We start from the raw sequence: 26,746 nt of genomic DNA, 5'->3' as shown, positions 1-26,746 counted from the left end.
CCCTGGTTGAACAGCCGGGCGAACGGCTCGGACGCCGACACGTGCCCCAAGTCGTACAGCACCTTCTGCCAGAAGCGCGCGTACAGGAGGTGCAGTACGGCGTGCTCGACGCCGCCGACGTACAGATCGACGCCGCCGGTCGGGTTCTCGGCTTTCGGCCCCATCCAGTACCGCTCGACCTCCGGGTCGACGAAGCGGTCGTGGTTGGTCGGGTCCAGGTAGCGGATCTCGTACCAGCAGGAACCGGCCCACTGCGGCATCGTGTTGGTCTCGCGGTGGTACGTCTTGAGCCCGTCGCCCAGGTCCAGCTCGACCTCGACCCAGTCCGGCAGCCGGGATAGCGGCGGCTCCGGCTCCGAGTCGGCCGCGTCCGGGCCGTTGTACGTACGCGGCGAGAAGTCCGTCATCTCAGGCAGCTCGACCGGCAGCATCGACTCGGGCAGCGGCACCGGCAGCCCGTGCTCGTCGTACACGATCGGGAACGGCTCGCCCCAGTACCGCTGCCGGCTGAACAGCCAGTCCCGCAGCTTGTACGTGATCGCCGGCTCGCCCCGGCCCTGCACCTGCAGCCAGGCTGTTATCCGTGCGCTCGCCTCCTCCTTACCCAGTCCGTTCAGCGAGACGCCGGCGTTCGCAGAGGCGATCAGGACGCCGTCGCCGGTGTACGCCTCCGGCCACTCGGCCGGTGGGTAATGCGGGCCGGTCCGGTGCCGCTCGTTCCACTCGGCCGGCGGCTCGATCACCTTGACGACGGGCAGGTGGAACTTCTGCGCGAACTCCAGGTCCCGCTGGTCGTGCGCGGGCACCGCCATGATGGCGCCGCTGCCGTACCCCGTCAGCACGTAGTCGGCGACGAAGATCGGCACCTGCTCGCCGTTGACCGGGTTGAGCGCTGTTGACCCGGTGAAGACGCCGGTCTTGTCCCGGCCCTCGGTCTGCCGCTCCAGCTCTGAGCGCCGCGAGGCTGCTTTACGGTACTCGGTGACGGCCTTGCCCGGCGTCGGGGCGGCACCGGTCCACTCCGGACGTACGTCGTCCGGCCACCGGTCGGCCATGACTTCGTCCACCAGCGGGTGCTCCGGGGCCAGAACCAAGTAGGTGGCGCCGAACAGTGTGTCCGGCCGGGTGGTGAAGACCTCGACGTCGCCAGCGGGCGAGCCAAAGCGGACCCGCGCGCCACTGGACCGGCCGATCCAGTTGCGTTGCATCTGGGCCACCGACTCCGGCCAGTCGACCGAGTCCAGGTCGTCGATCAGCCGGTCCGCGAACGCGGTGATCCGCAGCATCCACTGAGTCAGCGGCCGCCGGTAGACCGGGAAGTTTCCGCGCTCGCTGCGGCCGTCGGGGGTGACCTCCTCGTTGGCCAGCACGGTGCCGAGGCCGGGGCACCAGTTGACGACCGCATCCGACCGGTACGCCAGCCGGTGTGCGTCCACCACGTGGCGGCGCTCCACGGTGGACAGCTCGGGCCACGGTCGGCCATACGGGTTGGTGCCCTGGGCCGGCTCGCGGACCCGGGCGTCCAAATCGGCCCACAGTTCCGCGACCGGGCGGGCCCTGCTCGCGGCCGCGTCGTACCAGGCGTCGAAGATCCGCAGGAAGATCCATTGGGTCCAGTGGTAGAAGTCGACGTCCGTGGTGGCGACGCTGCGGCGCAGGTCGTGGCCCAGGCCAAGCCGGCGCAGCTGCCGCCGGTAGGTCCGGATGTTGGCCTCGGTGGTGTCTCGGGGGTGTTGCCCGGTCTCCACCGCGTACTGCTCGGCGGGCAGGCCGAACGCGTCGAAGCCCATCGTGTGCAGCACGTTGGCCCCGGACATCCGTAGGTAGCGGGCGTAGACGTCGGTACCGATGTAGCCCAGCGGGTGGCCGACGTGCAGCCCAGCGCCGCTCGGGTACGGGAACATGTCCAACACGTAGCGGCGCGGCCGGCCGGCGACCTCGTCGAAGCCGTCGGACAGCGGGCCGGTCGGGTTGGAGGCATGGAAGGTGCCGTCCCGCTCCCACCGCTCCTGCCAGGCGGTCTCGATCCGCTTGGCGAGCGCCGCAGTGTAGCGGTGCGACGGGATACCAACCGTCGGTGTCTCCGTGGGCCCGTCGACTGCTTCGCTCATCGTCGTCGCTCCTTGGTCGGGTCCGGATACGAGAAAAGCCCCCGTAGTTCACGAGGGCTCGCCACACTGACTGGAATCTGTCAGCCCGGCCCGGTAAGGAGGAGGCGGATGCTCACACATAGATGGTAACGCGCAGGACCGAAACCTGCGGTTTCTTTAACGCCTTCTCCACGACCAACCGCGCCTACTGAGTGGGTCGGGGAGTCCTACACGTCCTCCCACGCCAGCGAGCTCATCCTCCAGCCGGCTGGCGTGCGGACGAACTGGGTGAGCTTGCGGCCGGAGCCCTCGAACCACTCGCCGTCGCGGGAACCGGACTTGCGGTACTCGCTGAACCGGTGCGCGATCGATCCGAAGATCTCGGTCCGCTCGGCGACCTCCCATTCGGAGAACTCCGTCAGCGTCCCGTCGGTGAGGATCTTCTCCCGAGGTACGACGAATCCGTCGAGATCGTAGATCTCGGGCTCGCCTCCGACATGACTGATAATCATTCCTTGTGGAATGAACACCTCACGGACGACATTCACGTTCGGTCGACGGCCGCCGGTATTGTCGAATGCATCGAGAAACGCACGCATCAGTCCGTCAAGCTCGGCCTTGTCACGCAGCGGGTCGGCGACCATCGGACTCCATTCATCTAACTGATGTTGCGTCAGCCTACTGTGCGTGTCAGTACGCACGGCCCGTGGAGGTGCAGCGCTCGGCATCGGCTCGCTGTCCTGCTGCTCGCGCTGCTGGTCGGGTCTGTGGTCCGCGTGGTCGCGCCGCTCCGCGGTCCTTCGAGAACACGACGGCCTTCTCGCGGACCGAACAGAACAGGCGGCACAGTCTGTGCCGCCTGCATGACTGAACCAACCGTTCAGTGTCCGAAGAGGTACACGGCACTACACCGACGCCGGCGACAACCCGACCTGGGTCACCACGGGCGGCATCGCCACCCGATACACCGAACTCGTCGTACCGACCTCAGCCTCACAACCAGTGGCGCGACCGGCTCACTGACCTTGACCAACCAGCACGGCGACGTCGTCACAACCGTCGACCTCGCTACGCAGGCAACGACTGCCACCAGCATCAGCGGGTGGAACTCACAGCCACGTCGCACGCCTCGGTACCAAGAGCGGGCTCTCAGTGTGGGACGCGGCTTCTACGCAAAGCTACGAGCCATTTCGAGGGCCGCGGCGCCCGCAAGGCCAAGAGTAAGTACTATCTTAAAGCCCAAGAAGAAGCATAAGTCGGAGTGGTGCGATTACAATACCAACGGCAAGCTGTCCGTGCGGCGAAGAAGTATTGGAAACACCACAGGAAATAAGGCGCGAGATACTCCTGCGAGTGTCGGTATGGTGGACATGTTCAGGTCCGGTTCGTCAACAAAGGTAAAGTAGTGAAGACGATTCACTTCCAATGGAAAGGGAGCTAAAGTCGATCAACTACTCAAAGAGCACCGAGAAATCCCGGTTGTCTTTCTCGATCAAAGTGCGAAGACTCCAGTGGTCCGATATTTCACGAGGTCTCCGTGGGAAGTCTGGAGGAAGTATCTCAGGGCGCGTTACTCAGAAGATGGCCAACCGGATGACAATGGATATGAACTCGTCGCGTCCAGCTGGCGAGATGTGCAGCAGAACGCAAATATTTGGATTCCAGGTAGATTTGTTGATTAAGACGATGTTCCAGCGAGCGTGGCCGCGCCGGGTGGTCCCGTGGATCTTGCCCCGCTGGGACCGTCTCGGGGCGTGGTTCCACGGGCCGGGGGTCGTTCGGGTCGCAGCGACGGGCGAGCCGCTTTCCTTGTCGCCTCCCATGACTACGCTTTGCTGACCAGGTTTCACGTAGAGTTGCCGGATCAATCAATCGAATATCCTCGGGGGGCGTGCTGATACGCGGCGCGCGGGCGGCGGGCGGACGGCAGGAGGCCACCGATGAAGGGTGATCGAGTCGAGATCGTCGTCGATGTCGGAGATGCCACCCGCACTTACGAGGTCGTGGCGACCAAGGCCGGACGTCGAGTGGAGACTGCGGTACGACGTGGCTTGGTCGAGGTCACCGAGCTGACCCGTAGTGGCGCCGTAGTCCGCACAGCACGGTTCATGGCGAGTCGAGTCGTTGCCCTGGTGGAACACCCCGCAAAAGAAGGCAAACCGACCGAGCCCGACGATCAATAGCCGCCGCCTCCGCTGTCCCCGGCGATCAGCAGTACCCCAGCCACTCGATCGGCACGCTCCTGTTCGGACGTGACGGATACTTCCACGTGAGTGGCGGTGACGGCGCGAGCTTCAACGTCGACTACGCGCAGTACGGCGCGACGTACGCCGGCGACAAGGCCAATCCCTGTGGCGATCCGCCTGGGTGTCGAGTCGCGGTGCCTGTAGCCCGTTACGGGGTTGACCCGGTCCGGACTCGGCACGCCATACGGGGCCACCGATCGCGTCGGCCTCCGCACCGATTGCTGCGTTAATGCACGTAGTCAACATCTTGCACGCAAGTTCGCGCGGGTGTAGACCACTTGGCGGGACTAATTTTCGCGGAATCAAGTCGACATGTAGGGCGCTGGCATTGGGAGGCCCGGATGGCACTGGTAGCCCGGAAACGTTCACTGGTTGGTATCGCGGTGCTGGCGGCCGCGCTCGCAGTAGCCACGATCAGCGCTCCGGCGACCGGCGCGCCGCTGGCGGCACCGGCGAAGGCCACGGTCGCGCAGGTCGTACCGAAACCGGTGTCGATCACCGCCGGGAATGGGAAGTTCACGCTCACCCGTCCCGCCCGGATTGTCAGTGACGATGCCGCGGTCGGGAACGCGCTCGCCGAGTACCTGCGGCCGGCCACCGGCTACCGGCTGGACGTGGTGACCGGTGCCGCGCAGCAGGGCGACATCGCGCTGCGGATCGGCGACCCCGGTACCCCCGGCGACGAGGGCTACCAACTCGACGTCACAACCGGGAACGCGATCGTGACCGCGAAGACCGCGCATGGGTTGTACAACGGTGTGCAGACCATCCGGCAGTTGCTGCCCGGCTGGATCGACAGTCCGACCGGGCAGGTCGGCCCGTGGTCCATTCCCGCGGTGCACGTCGTCGACTATCCCCGGTACGGCTACCGCGGCGTGATGCTCGACATCGCCCGGCATTTCCAGCCCGCGTCCGCGGTGAAGAGACTGATCGACCAGGTCGCGGCGTACAAGGTCAATGTCCTGCACCTGCACGTGAGCGACGACCAGGGATTCCGTATCGTCATCGACGGCTTCCCGAACCTGACCGAGATCGGCGGGCAGGGCTCTGTCGGCACCGGCGGCCGCACGATGGACCCGGGCGGCTTCTGGACCCAGGCCGAGTACCGCGACGTGGTCGCCTACGCAGCGGCGCACTTCATCACGGTCGTACCCGAGGTCGACAGCCCCGGGCACAACAACGCGATCATCATGTCCGAGTACAACGACACGGCGAACCCGCTGCTCGACGGGAATCCGCAGGACATCAACTGCAGCCGCAACGATCCGCCGGTGTGGAACTACACGGGCGCGGTCGGGTACAGCGCGATGTGCCCGGACAGCGACAACACCTGGACGATCCTCGGCACGATCATCGACCAGCTCACCGCGATGTCGCCGGGGCCGTGGTACCACCTCGGCGGGGACGAGGTGCCCAGCACGCTGCTGAGCCACGAGCAGTACGCCGCGCTGGTCAACCGCGAGTCGGGCATCGTCACCGACCATGGCAAGACGGTCATGGGCTGGGCCGAGATCGCGGGCGAGGGGACCACCCCGCCGGCCGGCTCGGTCGCGCAGTACTGGTCAACCTCGTCCGGTAGCGGCAGCGGCACGGTCACCGCGCGGAACGCGGTTGCCAAGGGCATGAAGATCGTCATGTCCCCGGCGAACCGCACGTACCTCGACATGAAGTACCTGGCCGGCAGCGCCGGCAACGTACCGCCGACGCTCGGCCTGAACTGGGCCTGCTCGCGCGGCTGCGACATCGACCAGTTCTACAACTGGGAGCCGGAGGGCCACGTCACCGGCGTGACCGACGCCAACATCATCGGCGTCGAGGCGCCGATGTGGGGCGAGACCGTGGTGAACCTGGACAACGTCGACTACATGGTCTTCCCGCGGCTGCTCGCGATCGCGGAGATCGGCTGGTCGCCGAAGCGGGGCGCGCTGCCTCCGGCGTACGCGGACTTCCAGAACCGGGTGGCCGCGCAGGGCGTGCGGCTGACCCTGCCGGACACGAACTTCTACCCGACCCCCAAGGTGCCGTGGCACCTCGACCTGCGGGCCGCGCGTACCGCGGTCGGCCCGGGTGGACAGGTATCCGGGGCGCTGGCGTACCTGTCCGCGCCGGGGCGCCCGGCCAGCACGATCACCACCACGATCACCTGGGGCGACGGCACCACGTCGGCAGGGGTGCTCACCGGTGAGGCGGCCACACCGATCTCGGTGAACGGTCTCTATACCATCGGCGGTGACCACACCTACGGGGCACCGGGTACGTACACCGTGACCCTGACGGTCAGCGCCGACGGCACCGCCCCGGTCACGACAACGCTCACCGTGGAGGTGTGACCCGCAGCCGCTGCTGCGAATCGGTCGGTGGTGGAGGACAGGTCGTGGAGCTGGGCGGCGCGGTGGTGTTGGTGACTGGTGGGTCGGCCGGGATCGGGCGAGCTGTTTGTCTGGAGCTTGCGACGGCGGGGGCTGTGCTCGTGGTGCATGGGCGCGACGTCCTGCGTACGCAGGAGGTCGCGGATCAGGTGAACGGCGTTGCGGTGCAGGCCGACCTGCGTGAGTACGACGCTGTGCAGACTCTGGCCGGGCAGGCGCTGGCCGCGCACGGTCGGGTGGATGTGCTGGTCGCAAACGCCGGTCAGGGGTGGTCCGGACCGTTCGTGGAGATGAGCGATCACGAGATCGCGGAGTTGGTTGCCGTGGATCTCGTCGAGACTATGCGGCTCTGCCGGTTGCTACTGCCGGGCATGATCGAACGCCGGACCGGATATCTGCTCCTCGTGACCTCGGTCGCGGGGCGAACCGGCGTTGCGGGGGAGGCGGTTTACGCGGCGGCGAAGGCGGGCCTGGACGCGTTCGCGGAGAGTCTGCGGCTGGAGTTGGCAGGTACTGGCGTCCAGGTCGGCGTCGTTGTTCCCGCGGCGGTCGACACCGGCTTCTTCTCCGCGCGGGGTCGCGCCTACGACCGGCGTGTACCCCGGCCAGTGGAGCCCGAGACGGTCGCGCGTGCTGTCGTCCGAGCGATCGAGCAGGATCGTGCCGAGACGTGGATCCCGCGCTGGATCCGGCTCGCCGCCGTTGTACGGGCGCTGTTCCCGGGCGCTTACCGACGGCTCGCCACCCGCTTCGGAGAGTCGATCCGGTCCGGGTGACCGGACCGTTTGTGCTATGAAAATTGCGTGGCCCTCGACGACGAAGGATCAACGCAACGGATCAGGGGCTGGCGCCGGCTGGTGCGCGGTCTGCTGTTCGGCGTCTACCTGCTCGCCAACCGGCTGGCGAAGGTCCGGCAGGATCGGGCCGCTCGCCCAGGCATGGTCGTGCCGTCGAGCGACGTCTTCTTTCTGCAGGTCGAGACCGCCGCGGCGGCTCAGCATGTCGGTGGGCTGGTCGTGTTCGAGCCGAGTGATGGCGAGGCGCTGTCGGTCGACCGCGTCACCGACCTGGTGAAAGGCGAGCTCGCCGGACTGCCCCGGTTCCGCCAGCGGCTCGCTCCGCCGTCGCGCTGGCGCCGGCAGCGGTGGATCGACGTCGCCGAGATCGACTGGCCGCGGCACATCAGCGAACGCCGCTCGGCGGACGGCCTGGCCGGCGTACGTCGGATCGTCGCCGAGCTGGCCGAGACGCCGATGCCCCGGGATCGTCCGCTGTGGCGAATCGTGATGGTCCGCGAGGTGGAGCCGGGGGTGTCCGCGATGATCCTGCTCCTGCACCACGCCGTCGCGGACGGTATCGGCACCGTGATCCAGGCGCTGAACCTGTTCCGTCCGCGAATCGAGCTGCCCGGCGTCCGCGGTTCAGCGCCAAGTCGCGCGCAGTTGCTTGGAGCAACGATCGCGGGGCTGGCCCAGTTGGCCACCGACGGCGGAGCGGGTGGACGTCTGGAGAACCTGTCGGCGCGGCGGGACTTCGCCACCGCCGATCTCGACCTCGCCGCCGTGCGGCGTGCTGCGTCCAGCCGCGGTGTCCGGGTGACCGATGTCGTCCTCGGTCTGGTCGCCGACGCGGTCGCTGTCACCCATGCTGACGTCGCCACCCGGCTCCGCGGCCGGATGCGGGTCGCGGTGCCGCTGATGGTGCGCGACTCCCACGCGGCCGCGGAGACGAACGCGACCGCGGCCGTGATGGTCGACGTACCGCTGGACGGCCGCCCGTTCGATGAGCTGGTCACCGAGATCAGCCGGCGGACCGCGCGCCTTCGGACGCCGAGCCGGGCCGTGGCCTCGCGATTCGTGATGGCGACCGGCCTACGCGCGTTGCCGGAGCCGGTGGCACGTTGGTTCGCGCGGACCGTCTACGGGCGTCGCTTCTTCCACGCCATCGCGTCGAACATGCCCGGCCCGACGCAGTCACTGTCGATGGATGAAGTCACGATCGCGTCCGTCTACCCGATCCTGCCGCTGGCGCCCGGGTCGCCGCTCGCGGTGGGCGCCCTGAGCTGGGCCGGCTCGCTCGGGATCGGTCTCGCCTCCGATCCGGTGGTCTTCGACGCCGGCGTCCTCGCGGCAAGGATGGAGCACGTCCTGAACGTCTCACCGCACCGGCCAGACGAGCGCGAGGAACAGTCGCGCGCGTGACCGTGGCGAGTCCAGCTGATCGCCGAACCGTTCGCGCAGCTGGGCGACCCGGTAGCGCACGGTCTGTGGGTGGATGTGCAGTTCCTCGGCGATCGCCGTCCGGTCGCCCATGTGTCGCAACCATGCGGTGAGTGTCTCGATCAGCCGTGCCCGGGCTCCGGCCGGGAGGTCGTCGAGCGGCGCGAGCAACTGATCGCGCAGGAAACCCACCAGCCATTCGTCGCGATGCACGATGATCGTGTCGAGATGCTCATCGACGAAGACTGGGTCGTCGGCGAGAATGCCCTGCTGCTTGAGCCGTAGGGCGATCTGCGCGATCGCGACGCTCCGCGGCAGGTGCTCCAGCGGCACGGTGTGGCCGACCACCGCGTTGGTCCCCCGGAGTGCGCGGCGGAGCTGGTCCCGGCGACTTGACGGGCCGGGATCGGGGACGATGGCGCCGGACAGCTGCTCGTGCCGCACCGGCAGGGATCCCGCGTCGACGTGGGACAGCACCCGCCGGGCGACGTCGGTGGTCGCATCGACCAGTACGACGGCCCCGGTCGCGGGGAGCGGCCAGTTGGCGCGGGCGGCGGCCTCGCGGATCGCGTTCATGCCCGAGCGATCCGACAGCAGTAGCTCGGCCAGCTCCTCGCGGCTCCGCTCCCGGGCCGAGGCGTCCTCGCGCTGTTCCAGGACATAGCCGCGCGCGGACGCCGAGGAGAGCTGGTTGATGAAGTCGAAGACGGCCTCGGCGAGTGCGGCCAGGACGTCCGGCCGGACCTCGAGTGCCAGCGCGGTGTCCGACACGTGCCGCCAGGCGGTGCGTGCGCCGAGCTGGTAAGCGGTCAGCAGGCGGGTCAGATCCTCGCCGGCCTGCCACTGGCGGCGGCCGATCTGCTCGAAAACGAGCTGGATCGTCTGCGCGCCCTCGAGATGGTCGTCGCGGGACACCGAGCGGCCGTGCTCGGCCATGTCGAGGAGCCGGTGGATGAACAGCTCGGCGGCTTCCCGCATACCGTGCGGATTGTGGTCGAGGAAGGCGGCGTACTCGGGCATCCCGTCGGCGAGTAGGTCCCGGACCTCGGCCAGCAGCTCCGGCAGTCGGCTGTCGAGGGCGATCTCGAGTCGCGCCCGGCTCTGCGTCGCCTCCGTGCCCATCGCCTGCCTCGTCGTGCTTCAGATCGCCCTGTCACGCCCTTGTCGCGCCCTGAGACGTCCTGCCGACCGTCGTGCTCTCAACTTCCCGCCGCGCTCTGGATTGTACGGTCGTGACAATTTTCGGGTCCAGGAATCACCCCAGTAGTGGCAGACCTGGCGGCTGGGACGGACCGAGGATTGCTGACATGGCCAGTTCGCGTCACGGGCCGCCGAGACCGATACCCTCGTCCGTCGACGAGGGAGTATGGCGTATCCGCGAGAACGCCGAGAACTTCCCGGTCGCGCTGCGGTTCCTGCCGCGCCAGCATCGCCGCCACCTGCACGCGATCTACGCCTACGCCCGGATGGTCGACGAGATCGGGGATGCGTTCACTGGTGACCGGACTGCCCGGCTGCACGCGCTGACGACGGACCTCGGCACGATCTGGTCGGGCGATCAGCCGTCCGACGCCGTACTCCAGACGTTGGCCCGGACGGTGCACGACCGGGCGATGTCGGCCGAGCCGTTCGAGCACCTGATCGAGGCGAACCTCCAGGACCAGGTGGTGTCGCGGTACGAGACCTTCGACGACCTCCGCCGGTACTGCGCCCTGTCCGCGGAACCGGTCGGCCGGATGGTGCTGGAGATCTTCGGGCAGGCGACTCCGGAGACCATCGCGCGATCCGGCCAGGTGTGCACCGCGTTGCAGCTGCTCGAGCACTGGCAGGACGTCGGTGAGGACAGACTGGCCGGTCGTGTGTACCTACCGCAGGAAGACCTCCGGCGGTACGGCGTCGGTGAGCACGACCTGGATCAGGAGAACGCGGGTCCGAACCTCCGTGAGTTGATGCGGTTCGAGATCGAGCGGGCCGCCGGCCTGCTCGGTGAAGGGACGGCGATCGTGCGGCAACTGCAGGGATGGGGAAGGGTCAGCGTGGCCGGCTTCGTCGCCGGGGGACAGGCCACCGTGTCGGCGCTGAGGCGGACCGATGGCGAGGTGCTCGGCCGGTCCGCGCGGCCGTCGCGGCTCACCACGGCAATCCGGGTCCTCGGCCTGCTGGCCGGCCGGCGGTCGGTGCGATGAGCACCATCGAGCAGGCGTACGCGACTTGCGAGCAGATCACCCGGACGGAGGCCGGCAACTTCTATTACGGCATCCGCCTGCTGCCGCCACCCAAACGATCCGCGCTGTGCGCGGTCTACGCGCTCGCGCGACGGATCGACGACATCGGCGACGGCGACGACACGACCGCGGACAAGGAGACCGCGCTCGCCGCGGTGCGCAAGGACCTCGGCAGGCTGGACGAGAGCAGCGACCCGGTGCTCACCGCGGTGAACGACACCGCACGCCGGTTCCCGGTGCCGCTCACCGCGTTCGAGGAGCTCATCGACGGTGTCCAGCTGGATCTGGGCGAGGTCCGGATCGCCGACTTCGACGAGCTCGTCGTGTACTGCCGTCACGTCGCCGGATCGGTCGGCCGCCTGTGCCTGTCGATCTTCGGCAGTAGCACCACCGATCCGAGGACTTCCCTGTACGCCGACCAGCTCGGGATCGCCCTGCAGCAGACCAACATCCTGCGCGACATCCGCGAAGACCTCGGCAACGGCCGCGTCTACCTCCCGCAGGATGAGCTCGATCGGTACGGCACGGAACTGCGCGTCGACGAGCTCGGCACGCTGGAGGACCCCGCTGGTCGACTCGCGGCCTACATCCGGTACGCCGCCGATCGCGCGGGCGACTGGTATTCGCTCGGCCTGCGGCTCGTCCCACACCTCGACCGGCGCAGCGCGGCGTGCTGCCGGGCGATGGCCGGCATCTATCACCATCTGCTGGGTCGCATCGCTGCCGATCCGGTTCTCGTCTACGACCAGCGGTTGTCGCTCAGCGTCGCCCAGAAGGCGCGCGTCGCCGTGACCGCTCTGGCCGGAGGACAGCGATGACCGCCCGGCGCGTCGGAGTGGTCGGAGGCGGCCTGGCGGGCCTGACCGCGGCACTGCGATGCGCCGACGAAGGCTTTGCGGTCACGCTGTTCGAAGCACGCCCCCGGCTCGGTGGTCTCACTCACTCGTTCCAGCGCGATGGGCTGTGGATCGACAACGGCCAACACGTGTTCCTGCGATGCTGCACGGCGTATCAGGGCCTTCTGGAGCGGCTGGGTGTCGCTGACCGGGTGACCGTGCAGGACCGGCTCGACGTACCGGTTCGCAGTGAACTTGATCGGCGAGGCGGTCGACTTCGCCGGACGGGACTGCCTGCACCACTTCACCTGGGATCGACCTTGGCGCGCTACCGGTGGTTGAGCCCGGCGGCTCGGGCGCGCGTGGTGCGTGCGGCGTTGGCCCTCGGTCGGGTGGACCGCACCGATCCGGAGGTCGACCGCCGGTCCTTCGGCGACTGGCTCGCCGCGCACGGCCAGGATCAGCGGGCCATCGAGACCGTCTGGGACCTCATCGGCATCGCCACGCTGAATGCTCGGGCCGAGCGAGCGTCCCTGGCGCTGGCCGCGACGGTCTTCCAGCTAGGCCTGCTGGAGTCCGCCGAGGCGGCCGACATCGGCTGGTCGCTCGTGCCGCTGCAGGAATTGCACGGCGACGCGGGGTTGCGTGCGCTCGCCGCGGCGGGGGTGACCGTGCGAACCCGGTCGAAGGTCCGTGACGTCGTACCGGTCGGTGACGGCTGGACCGTGGACGGTGCCGCCTTCGACGACGTCGTACTGGCAGTTCCGCCGTCGGCCGCGGAAGCGCTCGCGCCGGCAGGTGCGATCGAGCTGGAGTCGGGGTGGGCGGAGGAGCTGGGCAGTACGCCGATCGTCAACCTGCACGTCATCTACGACCGGGTCGTGCTCGACGAGCCGTTCTTCGCGGCCGTCGACAGCCCGCTGCAGTGGGTGTTCGACCGCACCCGCCAGGCCGGACTCAGCCGGGGGCAGTACATCGCGGTGTCGCTGTCGGCGGCGGACGACATCATCGACACACCGGTCCCGGAGCTGCGTGACCGCTTGCTGCCGCACCTGGAGCGGCTGCTACGGATCACCGGCGAGGCGCGGTTGCTGGAGTTCTTCGTCACCCGGGAGCGGCAGGCCACGTTCCGGCAGCGGCCGGGGACGGCCGGCCTGCGGGCATCAGCGCGTACGGCGCTGCCCGGTCTCTACTTGGCCGGTGCGTGGACCGATACCGGCTGGCCCGCGACCATGGAGGGCGCCGTCCGCAGCGGAGAGGCCGCGGTGGCCGCGCTGGTCCAACGACGCCCCGCTGAACGTCGGAAGGCAGTGGTATGACGATCACCGCGGAAACCCTCGACCGCAGTCGCGGCCTGGTCGCACCGGCCCTGCGCCTGGCCGTCGCGCGCCTCGATCCGTTCACCCGGCTGGTCGTCTCGTACCACCTCGGCTGGACCGACGAGCACGGTACGCCGACCACGGCGAACCCGGGCAAGACCCTGCGGCCCGCCCTCGCCCTGCTCGCTGCCGAAGCGGTCATCGGCAGGCCTCAACCGGCGTTGCCGGGCGCGGTCGCGGTCGAGCTCGTCCACAACTTCTCCTTGCTGCACGACGATCTGATGGATCGCGACACCGAGCGCCGCCACCGCCGGACCGTGTGGGCCGTCTGGGGCGACGCGACCGCCGTACTGGCCGGTGACGCGCTCCTGTCCCTCGCCCACGAGGCCCTGACGGAGGGGGATTCGCCGTACGGGCAAGCGGCCGGCCAGGCACTGGCCATCGCCACCCGAGAGCTGATTCGCGGGCAGGTCCTCGACCTCGCCTTCGAGCAACGCAACGACGTAGGGCTGGATGAGTGCCTGGACATGGCAGCCGGCAAGACCGGCGCCCTCCTCGGGGTCAGCGCGGCGATCGGCGCGATCCTGGTCGGCGCGCCGCAGTCCGTCGTGTCGTGCCTGGCCAGGTTCGGTACCGAGCTGGGGATGGCCTTCCAGCTCGTCGACGACCTGCTCGGGATCTGGGGATCGCCCGAGGTGACAGGCAAGCCGGTGTTCTCCGATCTGGTCGCGCACAAGAAGACCTTGCCCGTCACGTGGTCGCTCGCTCACGGTGGCGACGCCGGGCGGGAGCTGGCCGCATGGCTGCGCCGCGACGGCACCCCGACGGACGACGAGCTCCGGCACGCCGCTCAGCTGATCGAGCGGGCCGGTGGCCGGGAGTGGGCGACTGAGGAAGCGCGGGACCGCATCGGCTTGGCCGAGCAGGCGCTCGACCAAGCAGAGCTCGACGACGTCGCCCGGAATCGGCTCGGTGAGATCGCCCGCTTCGTGATCGAGCGGCAGTCATGACGGCTCGGGAGCGCGTCGATCCAGCGATCGGTACGACGGCCGGCACACGGACCGCGCTTGATGCGGCCGTGGAACATCTGCGCGGGCGGCAGCATGTGGACGGGTGGTGGAAGGGTCTGCTCGCCACCAACGTGACGATGGACGCCGAGGACCTGATGCTCAGGATGTTCCTCGGCATCGCCACGCCGCGGACGAACGAGGACACGGCCCGCTGGATCCGTTCCCAGCAACGGGTCGACGGCTCGTGGGCGACCTTCCACGGCGGGCCGGGCGACCTGTCGACCACTGTCGAGGCGTGGGTCGCCCTGCGCCTCGCCGGGGATCAGCCCGAGGCGCGGCACATGCGCCACGCTGCCGAGTTCGCGAAGCGCGAGGGCGGGGTCGAGCGGGCTCGGGTGTTCACCCATGTCTGGCTCGCGCTGTTCGGGCTGTGGAGCTGGGACGACTGTCCTGCGCTGCCGCCGGAGATCATCTATCTTCCGGCGTGGGCGCCGCTCAACATCTACAACTGGGGCTGCTGGGCCCGGCAGACCATCGTGCCGCTCACCATCGTCAGCGCACTCGAGCCCGTGCATCCGGTGGAGTTCGGCATCGCCGAGCTGAAGACCGGGGCACCGCCGGCGCGACGACAACCGGCGTACAGCATCCCTGGGTTCTTCCAGCGCCTCGACTCCGTGCTGCACAGCTACGGGCGCCGGCCGCTCAAACGGATGCGGCAGAAGGCGATGCGCCGCGCCGTCGAGTGGATCCTGGCGCGTCAGGAGGCCGATGGCGGCTGGGGCGGCATCCAGCCGCCGTGGGTGTATTCGCTCATCGCGCTGCACCAGATGGGGTATCGGCTCGATCATCCTGCGATGCGCGCCGGAATCGATGGGCTCGACGGTTTCACGGTCAATGCCTCTTCGACCGACGGATCTGTGCGGTGGCTGGAGGCGTGCCAGTCGCCCGTGTGGGACACCGGGCTCGCTCTCGCGGCGCTGCTGGATGCGGGTGTTCCGGCGGACGATCCGGCCGTCGTCAAGGCGACCGACTGGTTGTTGGCTGAACAGATCCTGGCCGGTGGTGATTGGCGGGTCCGCCGGCCTGAGCTGTCGCCGGGCGGGTGGGCCTTCGAGTTTGCCAACGACAACTATCCCGACACCGACGACACGGCCGAGATCGTGCTCGCCTTGCGTCGGGTGGATCATCCGGATCCCGCCCGGGTCCGGGCGGTGATCGATCGCGCGGTGGGGTGGACGACCGGGATGCAATCGCGCGATGGGGGGTGGGGTGCGTTCGACGCCGACAACACCCACACGCTGGCGAACGCGTTGCCCTTCTGCGACTTCGGTGCCGTCATCGATCCGCCGTCGGCCGACGTCACCGCCCATGTGGTCGAGATGCTCGCCGCCGAGGGTCGTACGGACGAGGAACCGTGTCGGCGCGGCATCCGGTGGCTGCTCGACGCCCAGGAGGCCGACGGGTCGTGGTTCGGTCGCTGGGGTGCCAATCACGTCTACGGCACCGGCGCGGTCGTCCCGGCTCTGATCGCAACGGGGATGCCTGCCGACGCGCCGGCGGTACAGGCGGCCGTGCGGTGGCTGGAGAATCACCAGAACGACGACGGTGGCTGGGGCGAGGACCTGCGCTCATACGACGATCCCGCGTGGATCGGCAGGGGTGACTCGACCGCTTCACAGACCGCGTGGGCGCTGCTCGCTCTGCTTGCCGCCGGCGAGGATTCGGCCGCGGTCGACCGAGGTGTCGAGTATCTCGTCCGCACCCAGCGTGCGGACGGCGGCTGGGACGAGGAGCTCTACACCGGCACCGGCTTTCCGGGCGCCTTCTACATCAACTACGAGATCTACCGGCTCGTCTTCCCGATCTGGGCGCTCGGCCGCTACGTCGCGCGGAGCATGCGATGACCGGAATCGTCAGTACGCCGTTGTGGTCCGAGTGGCTCGCACTCCACGACCGGCTCGCGGCCGACGTCGTACGCACCGGTCGCTCGTCGAACGGCGGCCTGACCGATGGGCAGCCAATCCTGGTAGCCGGGGTGGCCGGTGCTCTCGGCAACGAACTCCGGCCCGGCGATCTGGTCGTCGCGGACGAGATCCGGGGTGACGCCGAGCCTCTTCTCAGCTACGCATCCCCGTTGCTCGTTGGTGCGTTGCGACGGGCCGGGCTGCGGGTGCATCACGGGCCGATCGTGACGACCCGGCGAATCGTCGACGCGCCGGATGCTCGCCGTACGCTCGCAGCAACCGGAGCCGTGGCGGTCGACACCGAATCCGCGCTGGTCACCGCGGCCGCACCTCCCGGACAGGCGGCCGCGATCCGCGCCGTCGTCGACACGCCGGACCATCGCCTGCTTCGTCCAGGAACGCTGGTTCGCGGGCCGAAGGCCTTGTGGGCCTTGCGTCGCGCCGCTCCGGTCATCGACGCCTGGGCTGCAGCGACCGGCGATCGCGAGGTCGCCCTCGCCGGCCCGAGGTCCTTCTGCGCGGGCGTCGAGCGCGCGATCGAGATCGTGGAACGTGCGCTGGTGACGTACGGCCCGCCGGTCTACGTCCGCCGGCAGATCGTGCACAACAGCCACGTCGTCCGCGAGCTGGAGCGACGCGGCGCGGTCTTCGTCGAGGAGGTGGCCGAGGTCCCCGAGGGCAGCGTCACGGTGCTGGCCGCCCACGGTGTCGCACCGCAGGTCCGGACCGACGCCGCGGCCCGCAACCTCCGGGTGATCGACGCCACCTGTCCGCTGGTCGCCAAGGTGCACAGCGAAGTACGCCGCTTTGTTGCTCGCGGCAACACGGTGTTCCTGATCGGGCACCGTGATCACGAGGAGGTCGTCGGCACCCAGGGTGAGGCGCCCGGCCAGGTGGTCGTGGTGGCCGATCCCGACGAGGCCGGACGGGTGAGCGTCGCCGATCCACGGCGGGTCTCCTTCGTCATGCAGACCACCCTCGCCGTCGACGAGGCCGAGGAGACAGCGGCCGTCCTCCGCGACCGGTTCCCCGCGCTGACCGGTCCGCGCAGCGACGACATCTGCTACGCCACCACGAACCGGCAACAGGCGGTCCGTGCGGTCGCCCGGGACGCCGACCTCGTGCTCGTGCTGGGATCAGCGAACTCTTCCAACTCACACCGGCTCGCGGAGGTCGCCGCGGCCGAGGGAGCCCAGGCTTACCTCGTCGACGATGCGAGCGCGGTCGACCTGCGCTGGCTGCGCGGCGTACGCCGTATCGGCATCACCGCCGGAGCATCCGCGCCACCCCAGCTCGTCGACGACCTGGTCCGGTGCCTGTCCGGCCTCGGCCGGGTCGCGGTCACCGAGACCAGCGTCGCCGACGAGGACATTCGATTCACCCTGCCCAGGGAGGTGAGCTGACCGTGGCCATGCCACTGCGTCAGTCGATCCGCCTCGGTGGTTATCTGCTCAAGCAGAAGCTGCTGCGACGGGAGAAGTTCGCACTGCTGGTCGAGCTCGAACCGTTGTTCGCGTGCAATCTCGCCTGTGCCGGCTGTGGCAAGATCCAGCATCCCGCCTCGGTCCTCAAGCAGCGGATGCCCGTCGAGCAGGCGGTGGCCGCGATCGAGGAGAGCGGCGCCCCGATGGTGTCGATCGCCGGCGGCGAGCCCCTGATGCACAAACAGATCGACGAGATCGTCCGGCAACTGCTGGCCCGGCGGAAGATCGTCTTCCTGTGCACCAACGCGTTGCTGCTACCCAAGCACCTGCACAAGTTCACGCCGCACCGCAACTTCGCCTGGATGGTCCACATCGACGGGCTGCGCGAACGCCACGACGCATCGGTCTGCAAGGACGGCGTGTTCGACGAGGCGGTCGCCGCGATCAAGCGGGCCCAGGCGGCCGGGTTCCGGGTGATGACCAACACCACCTTCTTCGACACCGACACGCCGCAGGACGTCATCGACGTACTCGACTATCTCAACGACGAGCTCGGCGTCGACAACATGCAGATCTCACCCGGGTTCGCCTACGAGAAGGCGCCGGACCAGGAGCACTGGCTCGGTCCCGATGAGACCCGGCAGCTGTTCGCGAAGGCGTTCGCCGGTGGCCGCCGGAAGAAGTGGCGGCTGAACCACTCGCCGCTGTTCCTGGACTTCCTGGAGGGCAAGGTCGACTTCTCCTGCACGGCATGGGCGATCCCGTCGTACTCGCTCAAGGGCTGGCAACGACCGTGCTACCTGATGGAGGACGGGTACGTCGCGACGTACCAGGAACTGCTGGAGGACACGGACTGGAATGCGTACGGCCGGGGCCAGGACCCGCGGTGTGCGAACTGCATGGCGCACTGCGGCTACGAGCCGACGGCCGTGGTGGCGACCATGGGGTCGCTGCGGGAGACCATCCGCGCCGCGGTCGGATCATGAGCAGGTCGGGCGTCGACGAGCGTCCCCGCCCGAACACCGGGTTGCTGGACACCCTGGCTTCACCGGCAGATCTCCGGCGGTTGCCGGCCGCTGATCTGTGTGGACTTGCCGACGAGATCCGTGAACAGCTCGTGCGTCATGTCACGCGGACGGGCGGGCACCTCGGGCCGAACCTGGGCGTCGTCGAGCTGACGATCGCGCTCCACCGGGTCTTCACGTCGCCGCAGGATGTCATCGTCTGGGACACCGGGCACCAGACGTACGTGCACAAGATGCTGACCGGTCGGCTCGGTCGCTTCGACACCCTGCGGCAGGCGGGCGGACTGTCGGGGTATCCGAGCCGGTCCGAGAGCGAGCACGACATCATCGAGAACTCGCACGCATCGACGGCGCTCTCGTACGCCGACGGCCTGGCGAAGGGGTTTCAGCTGACCGGCTCTCTCGAGCGACGGGTCGTCGCGATCGTGGGAGATGGTGCGATGACCGGTGGGATGTGCTGGGAGGCGCTCAACAACATCGCGGCCGCGCCGGACCGGCCGGTCGTCATCGTGCTCAACGACAACGGGCGATCGTACGAATCGACCGTCGGATCCCTGGCCGTCCAGTTGCGGGCATTGCGGACCGGGACGGCGCGGGGCAACGTCTTCGAGCAGCTTGGGCTCGCGTACCTCGGCCCGGTCGACGGTCACGACATCTTGGCTCTGGAGGCGGCGTTGCGGACTGCCGCCCTACTCCAGCACCCGGTCGTGGTGCATTGCCTCACCCGCAAAGGCGCCGGCCACGCTCCCGCCGAACTCGACGAAGCCGACCACCACCACACCGTCAACCCGGCCCGCGCCGATGTCGCCACGAGCCAGGTTCGCGGACCCGTGTGGACGGATGTGTTCGGGCAGGAATTGGTGGCGATCGCGGACGAGCGGAAGGATGTGGTCGCCGTGACAGCGGCGATGGTACGGCCGACCGGGCTGTTTCCCTTGGCCTGCCGGTATCCCGAGCGCGTGTTCGACGTCGGGATCGCCGAGCAGCATGCGGTGACGTCGGCTGTCGGGCTGGCGGTGGCGGGGCTGCATCCCGTGGTCGCGATCTACTCGACATTCCTGAACCGCGCCTTCGACCAGGTACTGATGGATGCGGCGCTGCACCGCGCGCCGATCACCTTCGTCCTCGACCGCTCCGGCATCACCGGTCCGGATGGTCCGTCCCACCACGGAATGTGGGATCTGGCTCTGTGCGGATTGGTGCCCGGCATGCAGGTCGCGGCGCCTAGGGACGCTCAGCAGCTGCGGCTCCTACTGCGCACCTGTGTCGATCACCAGGCTGGACCCACCATGCTCCGGTTTCCGCGCGGACGTAGCGGAGCTGCGCTGCGTGCCACCGGCAACATCGGTGCAGCCGAACTGCTGACCGACAGCCGACCGGAGGGGCTCGCTGCCGGGCAGCCCGAGGTGCTGCTGCTGCCTGTCGGCCCGCTGGCGGCGGCAGCAGTGGACGCGTCGCATCGGCTTCGGGAGCTGCGAATCCGCACGACCGTCGTCGATCCCCGTTGGATCATCCCCATCGAACCCGAGCTCGTCCGTTTCGTCGGCGAGCACCGACTCGTGGTGACGATCGAGGACAACACACTGCCTGGTGGATTCGGCGATGCGCTCGCACGGGCGCTCCGGCGTACGGCGTCACGCCCAGAGATCATCACGCTTGGTTTGCCCGGTGAGTTCGCCCCGGCGGGGGAGCGTGCGGACCTTCTCCATACGTACGGGCTCGACGCCGAAGGCATCACGCACGCCGTCGCAGGCGCCGTGTGAGCCGACCTGCGCTGATGGCGCCTGTCGGCATGTCTCGCTGTTCGGTGAGCTGCCGGCCTCAGGAGAAGGCTGTTCGCGGGTGACGAGGCAGCGGCCGATCAGGACGATCGGCCGTCCGGTGCGCCGAGGCCGCGGGCGGTGTGCCGGAGGGTGGCGTTGTCCTCTGTCGACCGCCAACGGACAACGGCTGCCCGTTCACCCGCCCTCGACCGGGCGGCGGCGCTGAGGTCGTCGATCTCGTCCACGTTCGTGATGAGCAGTACGGCGACAGCCTCGCGTGTCCCGGAAAGGTCTGACTCGATCGTCGACACATCGAGGTGGACCGACCGATCGCGGGCCCATCGAATGACCACCCGGAGCTGGAGCTCGTCCACCCAGTACGTCGGCCGTCGGGGATGCCAGTCCTTGTCCCGGCTGGGCGGATGGACCTCGGGGAGTGCTTGCCGGACTGCGTCGTACAGGGCCTCCCGGTAGGCCTGAGCGCTGCGATCGTCGGCGCCGAAAGTGACGCGTTGCAGCCCGACCTCCTTGGGCAACCGCCCGCTGACGGCTGTGACAGCCACGACCGCGCCCACGAGCAACGATCCGAGGGCGGTGAGATCGCTGGCGCCGCGGAAAGCGAGGAGTACCCCGACAACGACGAGCGCGAGCCCGCCGAGCCCGAGGACGACCCTGATACCGGGTCGCATATCCGCTGCCACAACCCTCACATCCCTAGGTACCTCCATGATCACTCTTCGCTGGCAGGAAGTCACGTCCAGTGGTGACTCGGCCCCTCTGAGCCTCGGCAGCGCGCCAGAAGCGGGGGATGCGGTCAGCGCTGATGTGCGACTCTCACCCAAAGGGCGGCGGCGGTGTTCGTTGTCCGCTTACGTGACCGTCTGCGCAGGGATTCCCTGAACCTTCGTAATGGGTCTTCCTCCGCGAGCACGCACGACCTAGGTTGTGGTGGCAGTACCCCTGCGTCGACACGGAGGCTCCGATGGCGCCGAAGACCTGGACCACCACCGTCGCCCTGACCGCGACTGCGGCACTGACCCTGGCGACAGGGCTGACAGCGCCCGTTGCCAGCGCGAAGCAGCCGACCGGCACCACCACGGCGAAGGCGCTGGTCTTCATCCCGAACCCAGTGCAGTCCAGTGGTGACCAGACGATCACCGACCAGAAGGACTCCGCGACGGCGGTCCCCCGCGGCGAGTACTACGAGGTCACCCTGACCGACCTGGACGGCTCCGGCTACCTGCGCGGCACGTGGGCGAACGTCCGCAGCAGCACCGGCACCCCGGCATACAGCACGAACGGCACCTACTTCTACAACCGGCACGACGACCAGTTCGAGCAGGTGATGTCGTACTTCTGGGGCACCGAGGCACAGAAGTACCTGCAATCGCTCGGCTTCGGCACCGAACTGCCGCCGGTGAACGCCGAGAGCCAGGACTACAAGGTCGACCAGTACGGCGTGGACAACTCGTTCTCCTGGGACAAGCACGACACGATCACCCTCGGCAAGGGCGGCGTGGACGACGCGGAGGACGGCGAGGTGATCGTGCACGAGACCGGGCACGCCGTCCACGACGCGCAGGTGGCGGGCTTCGGATCCTCGCTCGAGGCCGGCTCGATTGGCGAGGCATGGGGCGACTACTTCTCGGTGACCGTCGGCGACTGGGTAGCGAAGAAGTACGGCGTTCCGGTGAAAGCGCCGCTGGCATGTGTGATGGACTGGGACTCGACGTCGTACACGTCGACGACGCCGCACTGCCTGCGCCGTCTGGACGCCGGCAAGCACTATCCGGAGGACGTAGTCGGCGAAGTGCATGCGGACGGTGAGATCTGGTCGCAAGCGCTGTTCCAGGTCCGTACGGCGCTCGGTCCGAAGGTCGCCGACCGGATCATCGTCAACGCGCAGTTCGGGTTCGCTCCGGACACCAGCTTCGCCGCTGCAGCCCAGCACACGGTCGCGACCGCACAGTCGATGTACGGAGCCACGCAGGCCGCCGTCGTCCGGAAGGCATTCGCGGACCGCGGCATCCTCTAACCGCGCAGGACGCTAGCCTCGCTCAGCCAGCGACGTCACCAGTGAAGCGGTTATGTCGTCAAGTGAGTGCACGACAACGGATGCGAGGCCGAGGGCGTCCTTGTCGGGCGGAAAGGCCTTGTTGGGAACTGCGATGACGCGCAAACCCGCCCGGGCAGCTGACCGCAGTCCGTTGCTCGAGTCCTCGATTGCAACCGCCTGCTGTGCGTCGACAGTCAACTGCCGCACCACCTCCTCGTAGACCGCGGGTGACGGCTTGCCGGCCTGGACCTCCTCGGTGGACACGCTGACACGGAACTTGCTTGCCAGGTTCGCAGACTCGAGGACCGCGTCGATCAGCTGTCGCGGTGACGATGACGCCAGTCCCAGCGGCCAGTGGCTCGCGAGTCGTCGCACGACCTCGATGGCGCCAGGCAGCAGCGGCAGCCGTAGCCGGTATCGGCTGGCCATGCGGTCGATGACTTCGGCCGCCACGTCCTGCGGCCGGCCAGGTACATCGATCACCGCCGTAAGGTAGTCCGACCACTCTGGCGTGCTCATGCCCTGCAATGCACGGGTCGCGCCAGCGGGCCAGGGGCGGCCGGCTTCGGCGGCGACTCCGCGACGGACCTCGTCCCACTGCTGCTCGGAGTCCACCAAAACACCGTCAAGGTCGAAGACCACTGCCTGTATCTCGCGGTCCGCCATTGCACTCCCTCGGTCGGTCGATGCCGATCGCTCGCTTGTTCAAGCCTGCTGGCCACTAGAGGAAATGCCAACCGCCCGGACCACCGCCTGCGGTGCCCTAAGGGTGCGGTTCGTGGGGATCAGGGGGCGACCCGGGGCCCCCACAGTGTGCCGTGCACCTGCGACGAGGGCGATCGGAATCGTCAGGTAGCGAACGTCGAGCGCCTGGTGGCTGGCCGGTACCGGTTGGAAGCGTTGCTGGGCCGAGGCGGCATGGCCGCGTCTGGCTCGCCGAGGACGAGCTGCTGCTGCGGCGAGTGGCCCTGAAACAGGTCGTGCTCGGCGGGCGCCCGTCCGAGCATGTCCGCGCCAGTGCGGCCGAGGCGCGGGCGGCGCGACTGGATCACCACAATGCGGCAAGGTGTGAGCACCGGCGTACACCGAAGAAGGAACTCGAACGACCAGCAAACGAAGGTGTCAGTTCGGGGAGCTTCTTGTGATTGTCGAGGTGAAATCAGAACGGAAGTAGCCGACCTGACGGTGTACGAAGGTCGAGGGATCTCGGGCGCCTGCGCCTGAGCGTTCCCCTCGGCCTTGGCCGAATCAGGACCTGATGCATCGGATTCACCTCCTTCGAGGTGTCGGGGTGGGTATTGATCTCACTGGTACGACGACGCAGCCCGTCGGAATGTGACCTGGCGTGCCGACCCTGCTCCGAGAGCGATCATGAGGGAGGGGCATCCGGCGCACACCTCGGTCTCCGCCTTCCGGTCTCGGCGGATCACGTACGCGAGACCTCAATGACGCCGCAACTAGTGCCTCGTCAAGCAACGTTGGGTAGGTAATCGGGTCGGCGGATCTTGGAGTCGACGGCGAAGTGTCGTTTGGGTTGGGCGCGTTTGTTGCGCCAGCGGACGTAGCCGGCGATCGCGGCCTCTTGGGCGGTGTGGCTTTGGTAGTCGCTGCCGTCGAGGGTGAAGTAGCGCAGGGCGGTGAACTCGCACTCGATCCAGTTCAACCACGACGCGTTGCTCGGCGTGAACACCAGCTCGACATCGTTGGCGCTGCACCAGTCGATGACCTCGGCCTTCTTGTGTGGCCCGTAGTTGTCGCACACGACGTACAGCTTCCCGGCCGGGTACCTGGACCGGAGCTGTTTGAGGAAGCCGAGGAACTCGGTCCAGCGTTTGCGGTCGCGGAACCGGTAGAACATCTGCCCGGTCGCCAGGTCCAGCGCGGCGAACATGTGCCGCACCCCGCCGGTGCGGTGATAGGTGGCCCGCAGCCTGGCCGGGCGAGCGGTGGGGAACCATCCTCTGCCCGGGCGGGGTTGGAGGTTCAGCGGCCCGAACTCGTCGACGCAGAGCACGCGCCCATCGGCCGGCGGATGGTCGTACAGGCTGAGAACACGAGCCATCTTGGCGGCGAAGTCCGGGTCCTTGCTGGCCTTCCAGGTCTTGGTCGCCTGCCACCTGATACCGGCCTTGCGGAGGATCTGGCGCACCGATTCGGCACTGATCCGAATGTGTTTGTGCTCGGCTAGGTACTCGACCAGCTTGGACAGGCTCCAGGTCGTGAACGGCCGGCCGAGCTGCTGCGGCGGGGTCTTGGCGACCCGGCAGACCGTCTCACGCACCGGGGGGCCGAACCTGATCGGTCGGCCCCCGCTCCATTTTGGGTCCAACGCCGCGAACCCCTGTTCGTTGAACGCGTGGATCACCTCCCGCGCATACTGCGGCTTCATCGCGAACATGCCCGCCGCCTCCGCAGCACTCCGCCCTTGAACCGACGCCAACACGATCCCCGCCCGGCGAAGCCGAACCCGATCCCTCGTGGTCCGCGTGATCCGCACCAGACGCTGTGCCTCCTCGGGCTCCAGCGAACGAACGAACACCTCAGGCTGTCGAGCCATCACCACCTCCGACAGCAAGCCTTCAGACTCACCACCGGACCGGTCAACCCGACACCGGTTACGACCCCAACCTTTCTGGATGAGGCACTAGTACCGCGGATGTAACGGTGGCCAGGACGCTCGGCCTGGTGTTACCGGCTCGCCTGGCCGGACAGTGGGATCGCGATGACCTCGCCGATGTCGGCGCAGACGCCGCAGTTCGACACGTATGCCTTGCCGTCTCGGAGCGCCAACCCTGTCGGCATCATGAGACCTTCGCTGGCGATGACCGTGCGCGAGCCGTTCGCGTCCACGCGGATCAGCGCACCCGTCGTATCACCCGACAGCAGGCCGTTGTGGGCGATCTCGAGCACGTAGAGCGAGTGGTCGGGACCGAATGCGATGTCGATGATGTTCGTGAACCCGCTGGCGACCACCTCAGGTTGTCCGCCCGGCTCGACCCGGTAGACGTTCGCGCCGCCGACCGGGAAGGGGAACCCGGTGAGCTGACCGACGTACAGCGCGCCGTCCGGACCGCGGGTCACTGTCGTCGGCACGGCCTGCATCGGGATGTCTGGGCCACCGAACGGGTTGGGCACCAGTCGCGGTGGGAACACCGCGAGGGTTGAGATACGTCCGGGTTGGCGCACGCCGAGGAGGGAGTTGCCGCCGGCGTCCGCGACCACCTGGCCTCCGGCCGTGGAGAGCAGACCCTGCGGGTTGCTGTCGGGGAGTCCGCCGTCGGGATTGTCCGACAGCTCGAACCCGCCGATGTCGGCCACCAGCCGGAACGTCCCCTTCGACGGCTTGGCACGGACCAGGGTCGCGGCCGTCTGCCCCTCCGGAGGCAGTGCCGTGCGGAGGGTCGGGTCGTCGCCGAGGCCTAGCGTCACGTACAGGTTGCCGCTTCCATTCAGTGCCACGTCAGACGGTCCGAAGACCTCGGGCGTCCCCTGCAAAGCGAATGACGGGAGTCCGGTGAGGACCCGAGTCTGATGGCCTCGCTTCACCTCGGTGACCGCGCCGGTGGCGCCGTAGCAGATCTGTCCGAGGGGGTGTGGGAGGCATGGGCTGGTGCCGCCCACGCCCGCTTCGGCGACGTACAGGGTGCCGTTCGGGCCGAACGCCAGGCCGCGAGGGCTGTCGAGCCCTGACGCGACCACCCGCCACGGTGAGTCCTGGCTGACCGCCGGCGTAGCCGGCAGGACGGCGAGACTCAACCCGGTGCTCAGTGCTGTACCGATGATCATCGTGCGCCGGAACATGTGCCCTCCCCTGGTAGTGCACCCCCTTCTCCCGAGTCTGCTCATGACCGTTCCAGCCGTCCATAGTTCGCGTCGCCCCATCGACTTCGGGCTCTGAGGACACATCAGACGGCCGGCACCGACGTTTCCTCCGGCTACCGACAGAGAGGCGCCGCGCACGGGTTGTGCCGGGCAATCAGCCTGCGCTGACGACCCGCCGGCCGCCGGGCGCTACCGCCGGTACTCCGCGAGGCAGCCGCCCGTGACCCGTACTGGTGACCGCTCCCCGGCCAACGCCGACCCCTACGCCGACCGCAGCGTGTTGCTGTGGACCTGTCCGGCCGAGGTTTCGGCACCGGCGGCGACTCCGCTGTTCACATCCGCTGTCGTCTCGGCTCGCCCAATCGCCTCCAGAGCACC

20 protein-coding genes are annotated in these 26,746 nt (G+C 68.3%); 13 read left to right on the top strand and 7 right to left on the bottom strand.

Features of this window, described 5'->3' with window-relative positions; all coding sequences use genetic code 11:
- A partial coding sequence (locus EV648_RS41955) for a class I tRNA ligase family protein (RefSeq protein ID WP_132302010.1) occupies window positions 1–2,111 on the bottom strand: 2,111 nt, incomplete at its 3' end.
- Between the two features lie 206 nt (window positions 2,112–2,317).
- Window positions 2,318–2,734 (bottom strand): DUF4440 domain-containing protein, encoded by a 417-nt coding sequence (locus EV648_RS41950; RefSeq protein WP_132302008.1) that lies wholly within the window; start codon window positions 2,732–2,734, stop codon window positions 2,318–2,320.
- Window positions 2,735–4,030: 1,296 nt separating this feature from the next.
- Here EV648_RS41950 and EV648_RS41945 point away from each other — a divergent pair.
- From EV648_RS41945 to EV648_RS41930, 4 genes are all read left to right on the top strand, one after another.
- The gene (locus EV648_RS41945) at window positions 4,031–4,273 is read left to right on the top strand and encodes a hypothetical protein (RefSeq protein WP_132302006.1); all 243 of its coding nucleotides are present in this window, start codon (window positions 4,031–4,033) and stop codon (window positions 4,271–4,273) included.
- A 404-nt stretch (window positions 4,274–4,677) separates the two neighbouring features.
- Window positions 4,678–6,666, top strand: coding sequence for a family 20 glycosylhydrolase (locus EV648_RS41940; protein ID WP_132302004.1), 1,989 nt, complete (start codon window positions 4,678–4,680; stop codon window positions 6,664–6,666).
- Between the two features lie 44 nt (window positions 6,667–6,710).
- Window positions 6,711–7,481, top strand: coding sequence for an SDR family oxidoreductase (locus EV648_RS41935; RefSeq protein ID WP_132302002.1), 771 nt, complete (start codon window positions 6,711–6,713; stop codon window positions 7,479–7,481).
- Window positions 7,482–7,508: 27 nt separating this feature from the next.
- On the top strand, window positions 7,509–8,906 hold the full coding sequence (locus EV648_RS41930; RefSeq protein WP_132302000.1) for a wax ester/triacylglycerol synthase domain-containing protein: 1,398 nt from the start codon (window positions 7,509–7,511) through the stop codon (window positions 8,904–8,906).
- On the opposite strand, the gene EV648_RS41925 is transcribed toward EV648_RS41930, so the two are convergent.
- Window positions 8,862–10,046, bottom strand: a complete 1,185-nt coding sequence (locus EV648_RS41925) for a CdaR family transcriptional regulator (RefSeq protein ID WP_132301998.1) — start codon at window positions 10,044–10,046, stop codon at window positions 8,862–8,864. The genes EV648_RS41930 and EV648_RS41925 overlap by 45 nt on opposite strands.
- Before the next feature lie 185 nt (window positions 10,047–10,231).
- Here EV648_RS41925 and hpnC point away from each other — a divergent pair, with 185 nt between their 5' ends.
- From hpnC to EV648_RS41885, 8 genes are read left to right on the top strand one after another with little or no spacing between them, the layout of a single operon-like run.
- Window positions 10,232–11,110 carry a squalene synthase HpnC gene (hpnC, locus tag EV648_RS41920; protein WP_132301996.1) on the top strand — a complete coding sequence of 293 codons (879 nt, stop codon included), beginning with the start codon at window positions 10,232–10,234 and terminating at the stop codon, window positions 11,108–11,110.
- Window positions 11,107–11,967, top strand: a complete 861-nt coding sequence (hpnD, locus tag EV648_RS41915; RefSeq protein ID WP_132301994.1) for a presqualene diphosphate synthase HpnD — start codon at window positions 11,107–11,109, stop codon at window positions 11,965–11,967. Before hpnC ends, hpnD begins: the two co-directional genes overlap by 4 nt.
- On the top strand, window positions 11,964–13,304 hold the full coding sequence (gene hpnE / locus EV648_RS41910) for a hydroxysqualene dehydroxylase HpnE (protein ID WP_132301992.1): 1,341 nt from the start codon (window positions 11,964–11,966) through the stop codon (window positions 13,302–13,304). Before hpnD ends, hpnE begins: the two co-directional genes overlap by 4 nt.
- Window positions 13,301–14,314, top strand: coding sequence for a polyprenyl synthetase family protein (locus EV648_RS41905; RefSeq protein ID WP_132301990.1), 1,014 nt, complete (start codon window positions 13,301–13,303; stop codon window positions 14,312–14,314). The genes hpnE and EV648_RS41905 overlap by 4 nt, the downstream gene beginning before the upstream one ends.
- A complete protein-coding gene (shc, locus tag EV648_RS41900) occupies window positions 14,311–16,218 on the top strand; it encodes a squalene--hopene cyclase (RefSeq protein ID WP_132301988.1) in 1,908 nt (635 codons plus the stop codon). The genes EV648_RS41905 and shc overlap by 4 nt, the downstream gene beginning before the upstream one ends.
- Window positions 16,215–17,681, top strand: a complete 1,467-nt coding sequence (ispH, locus tag EV648_RS41895) for a 4-hydroxy-3-methylbut-2-enyl diphosphate reductase (protein WP_132301986.1) — start codon at window positions 16,215–16,217, stop codon at window positions 17,679–17,681. The genes shc and ispH overlap by 4 nt, the downstream gene beginning before the upstream one ends.
- An 8-nt stretch (window positions 17,682–17,689) precedes the next feature.
- Complete coding sequence (gene hpnH / locus EV648_RS41890) at window positions 17,690–18,688, top strand: adenosyl-hopene transferase HpnH (RefSeq protein ID WP_241996125.1); 999 nt, start codon at window positions 17,690–17,692, stop codon at window positions 18,686–18,688.
- On the top strand, window positions 18,685–20,490 hold the full coding sequence (locus tag EV648_RS41885; protein ID WP_132301982.1) for a 1-deoxy-D-xylulose-5-phosphate synthase: 1,806 nt from the start codon (window positions 18,685–18,687) through the stop codon (window positions 20,488–20,490). The genes hpnH and EV648_RS41885 overlap by 4 nt, the downstream gene beginning before the upstream one ends.
- A gap of 98 nt (window positions 20,491–20,588) precedes the next feature.
- Here EV648_RS41885 and EV648_RS41880 read toward each other — a convergent pair whose 3' ends face one another.
- Window positions 20,589–21,179, bottom strand: coding sequence for a hypothetical protein (locus tag EV648_RS41880; RefSeq protein ID WP_158294234.1), 591 nt, complete (start codon window positions 21,177–21,179; stop codon window positions 20,589–20,591).
- A 293-nt stretch (window positions 21,180–21,472) separates the two neighbouring features.
- On the opposite strand from EV648_RS41880, the gene EV648_RS41875 reads away from it, so the two are divergent.
- On the top strand, window positions 21,473–22,525 hold the full coding sequence (locus tag EV648_RS41875; protein WP_132301978.1) for a M4 family metallopeptidase: 1,053 nt from the start codon (window positions 21,473–21,475) through the stop codon (window positions 22,523–22,525).
- Between the two features lie 12 nt (window positions 22,526–22,537).
- Here the strand turns inward: EV648_RS41875 and EV648_RS41870 are convergent, their stop codons facing one another.
- From EV648_RS41870 to EV648_RS41860, 3 genes are all read right to left on the bottom strand, one after another.
- A complete protein-coding gene (locus EV648_RS41870; protein WP_132301976.1) occupies window positions 22,538–23,212 on the bottom strand; it encodes an HAD family phosphatase in 675 nt (224 codons plus the stop codon).
- An 802-nt stretch (window positions 23,213–24,014) separates the two neighbouring features.
- Window positions 24,015–24,944, bottom strand: coding sequence for an IS630 family transposase (locus tag EV648_RS41865; protein WP_241996124.1), 930 nt, complete (start codon window positions 24,942–24,944; stop codon window positions 24,015–24,017).
- A gap of 290 nt (window positions 24,945–25,234) precedes the next feature.
- Entirely contained in the window at window positions 25,235–26,347 is a 1,113-nt protein-coding gene (locus EV648_RS41860) for a ScyD/ScyE family protein (RefSeq protein ID WP_132301972.1), read from the bottom strand.
- Window positions 26,348–26,746 lie beyond the last annotated feature (399 nt).

This window comes from Kribbella sp. VKM Ac-2568, assembly GCF_004345365.1.
Classification (GTDB): domain Bacteria; phylum Actinomycetota; class Actinomycetes; order Propionibacteriales; family Kribbellaceae; genus Kribbella; species Kribbella orskensis.
This window is presented reverse-complemented; position numbering and strand designations above follow the sequence as displayed.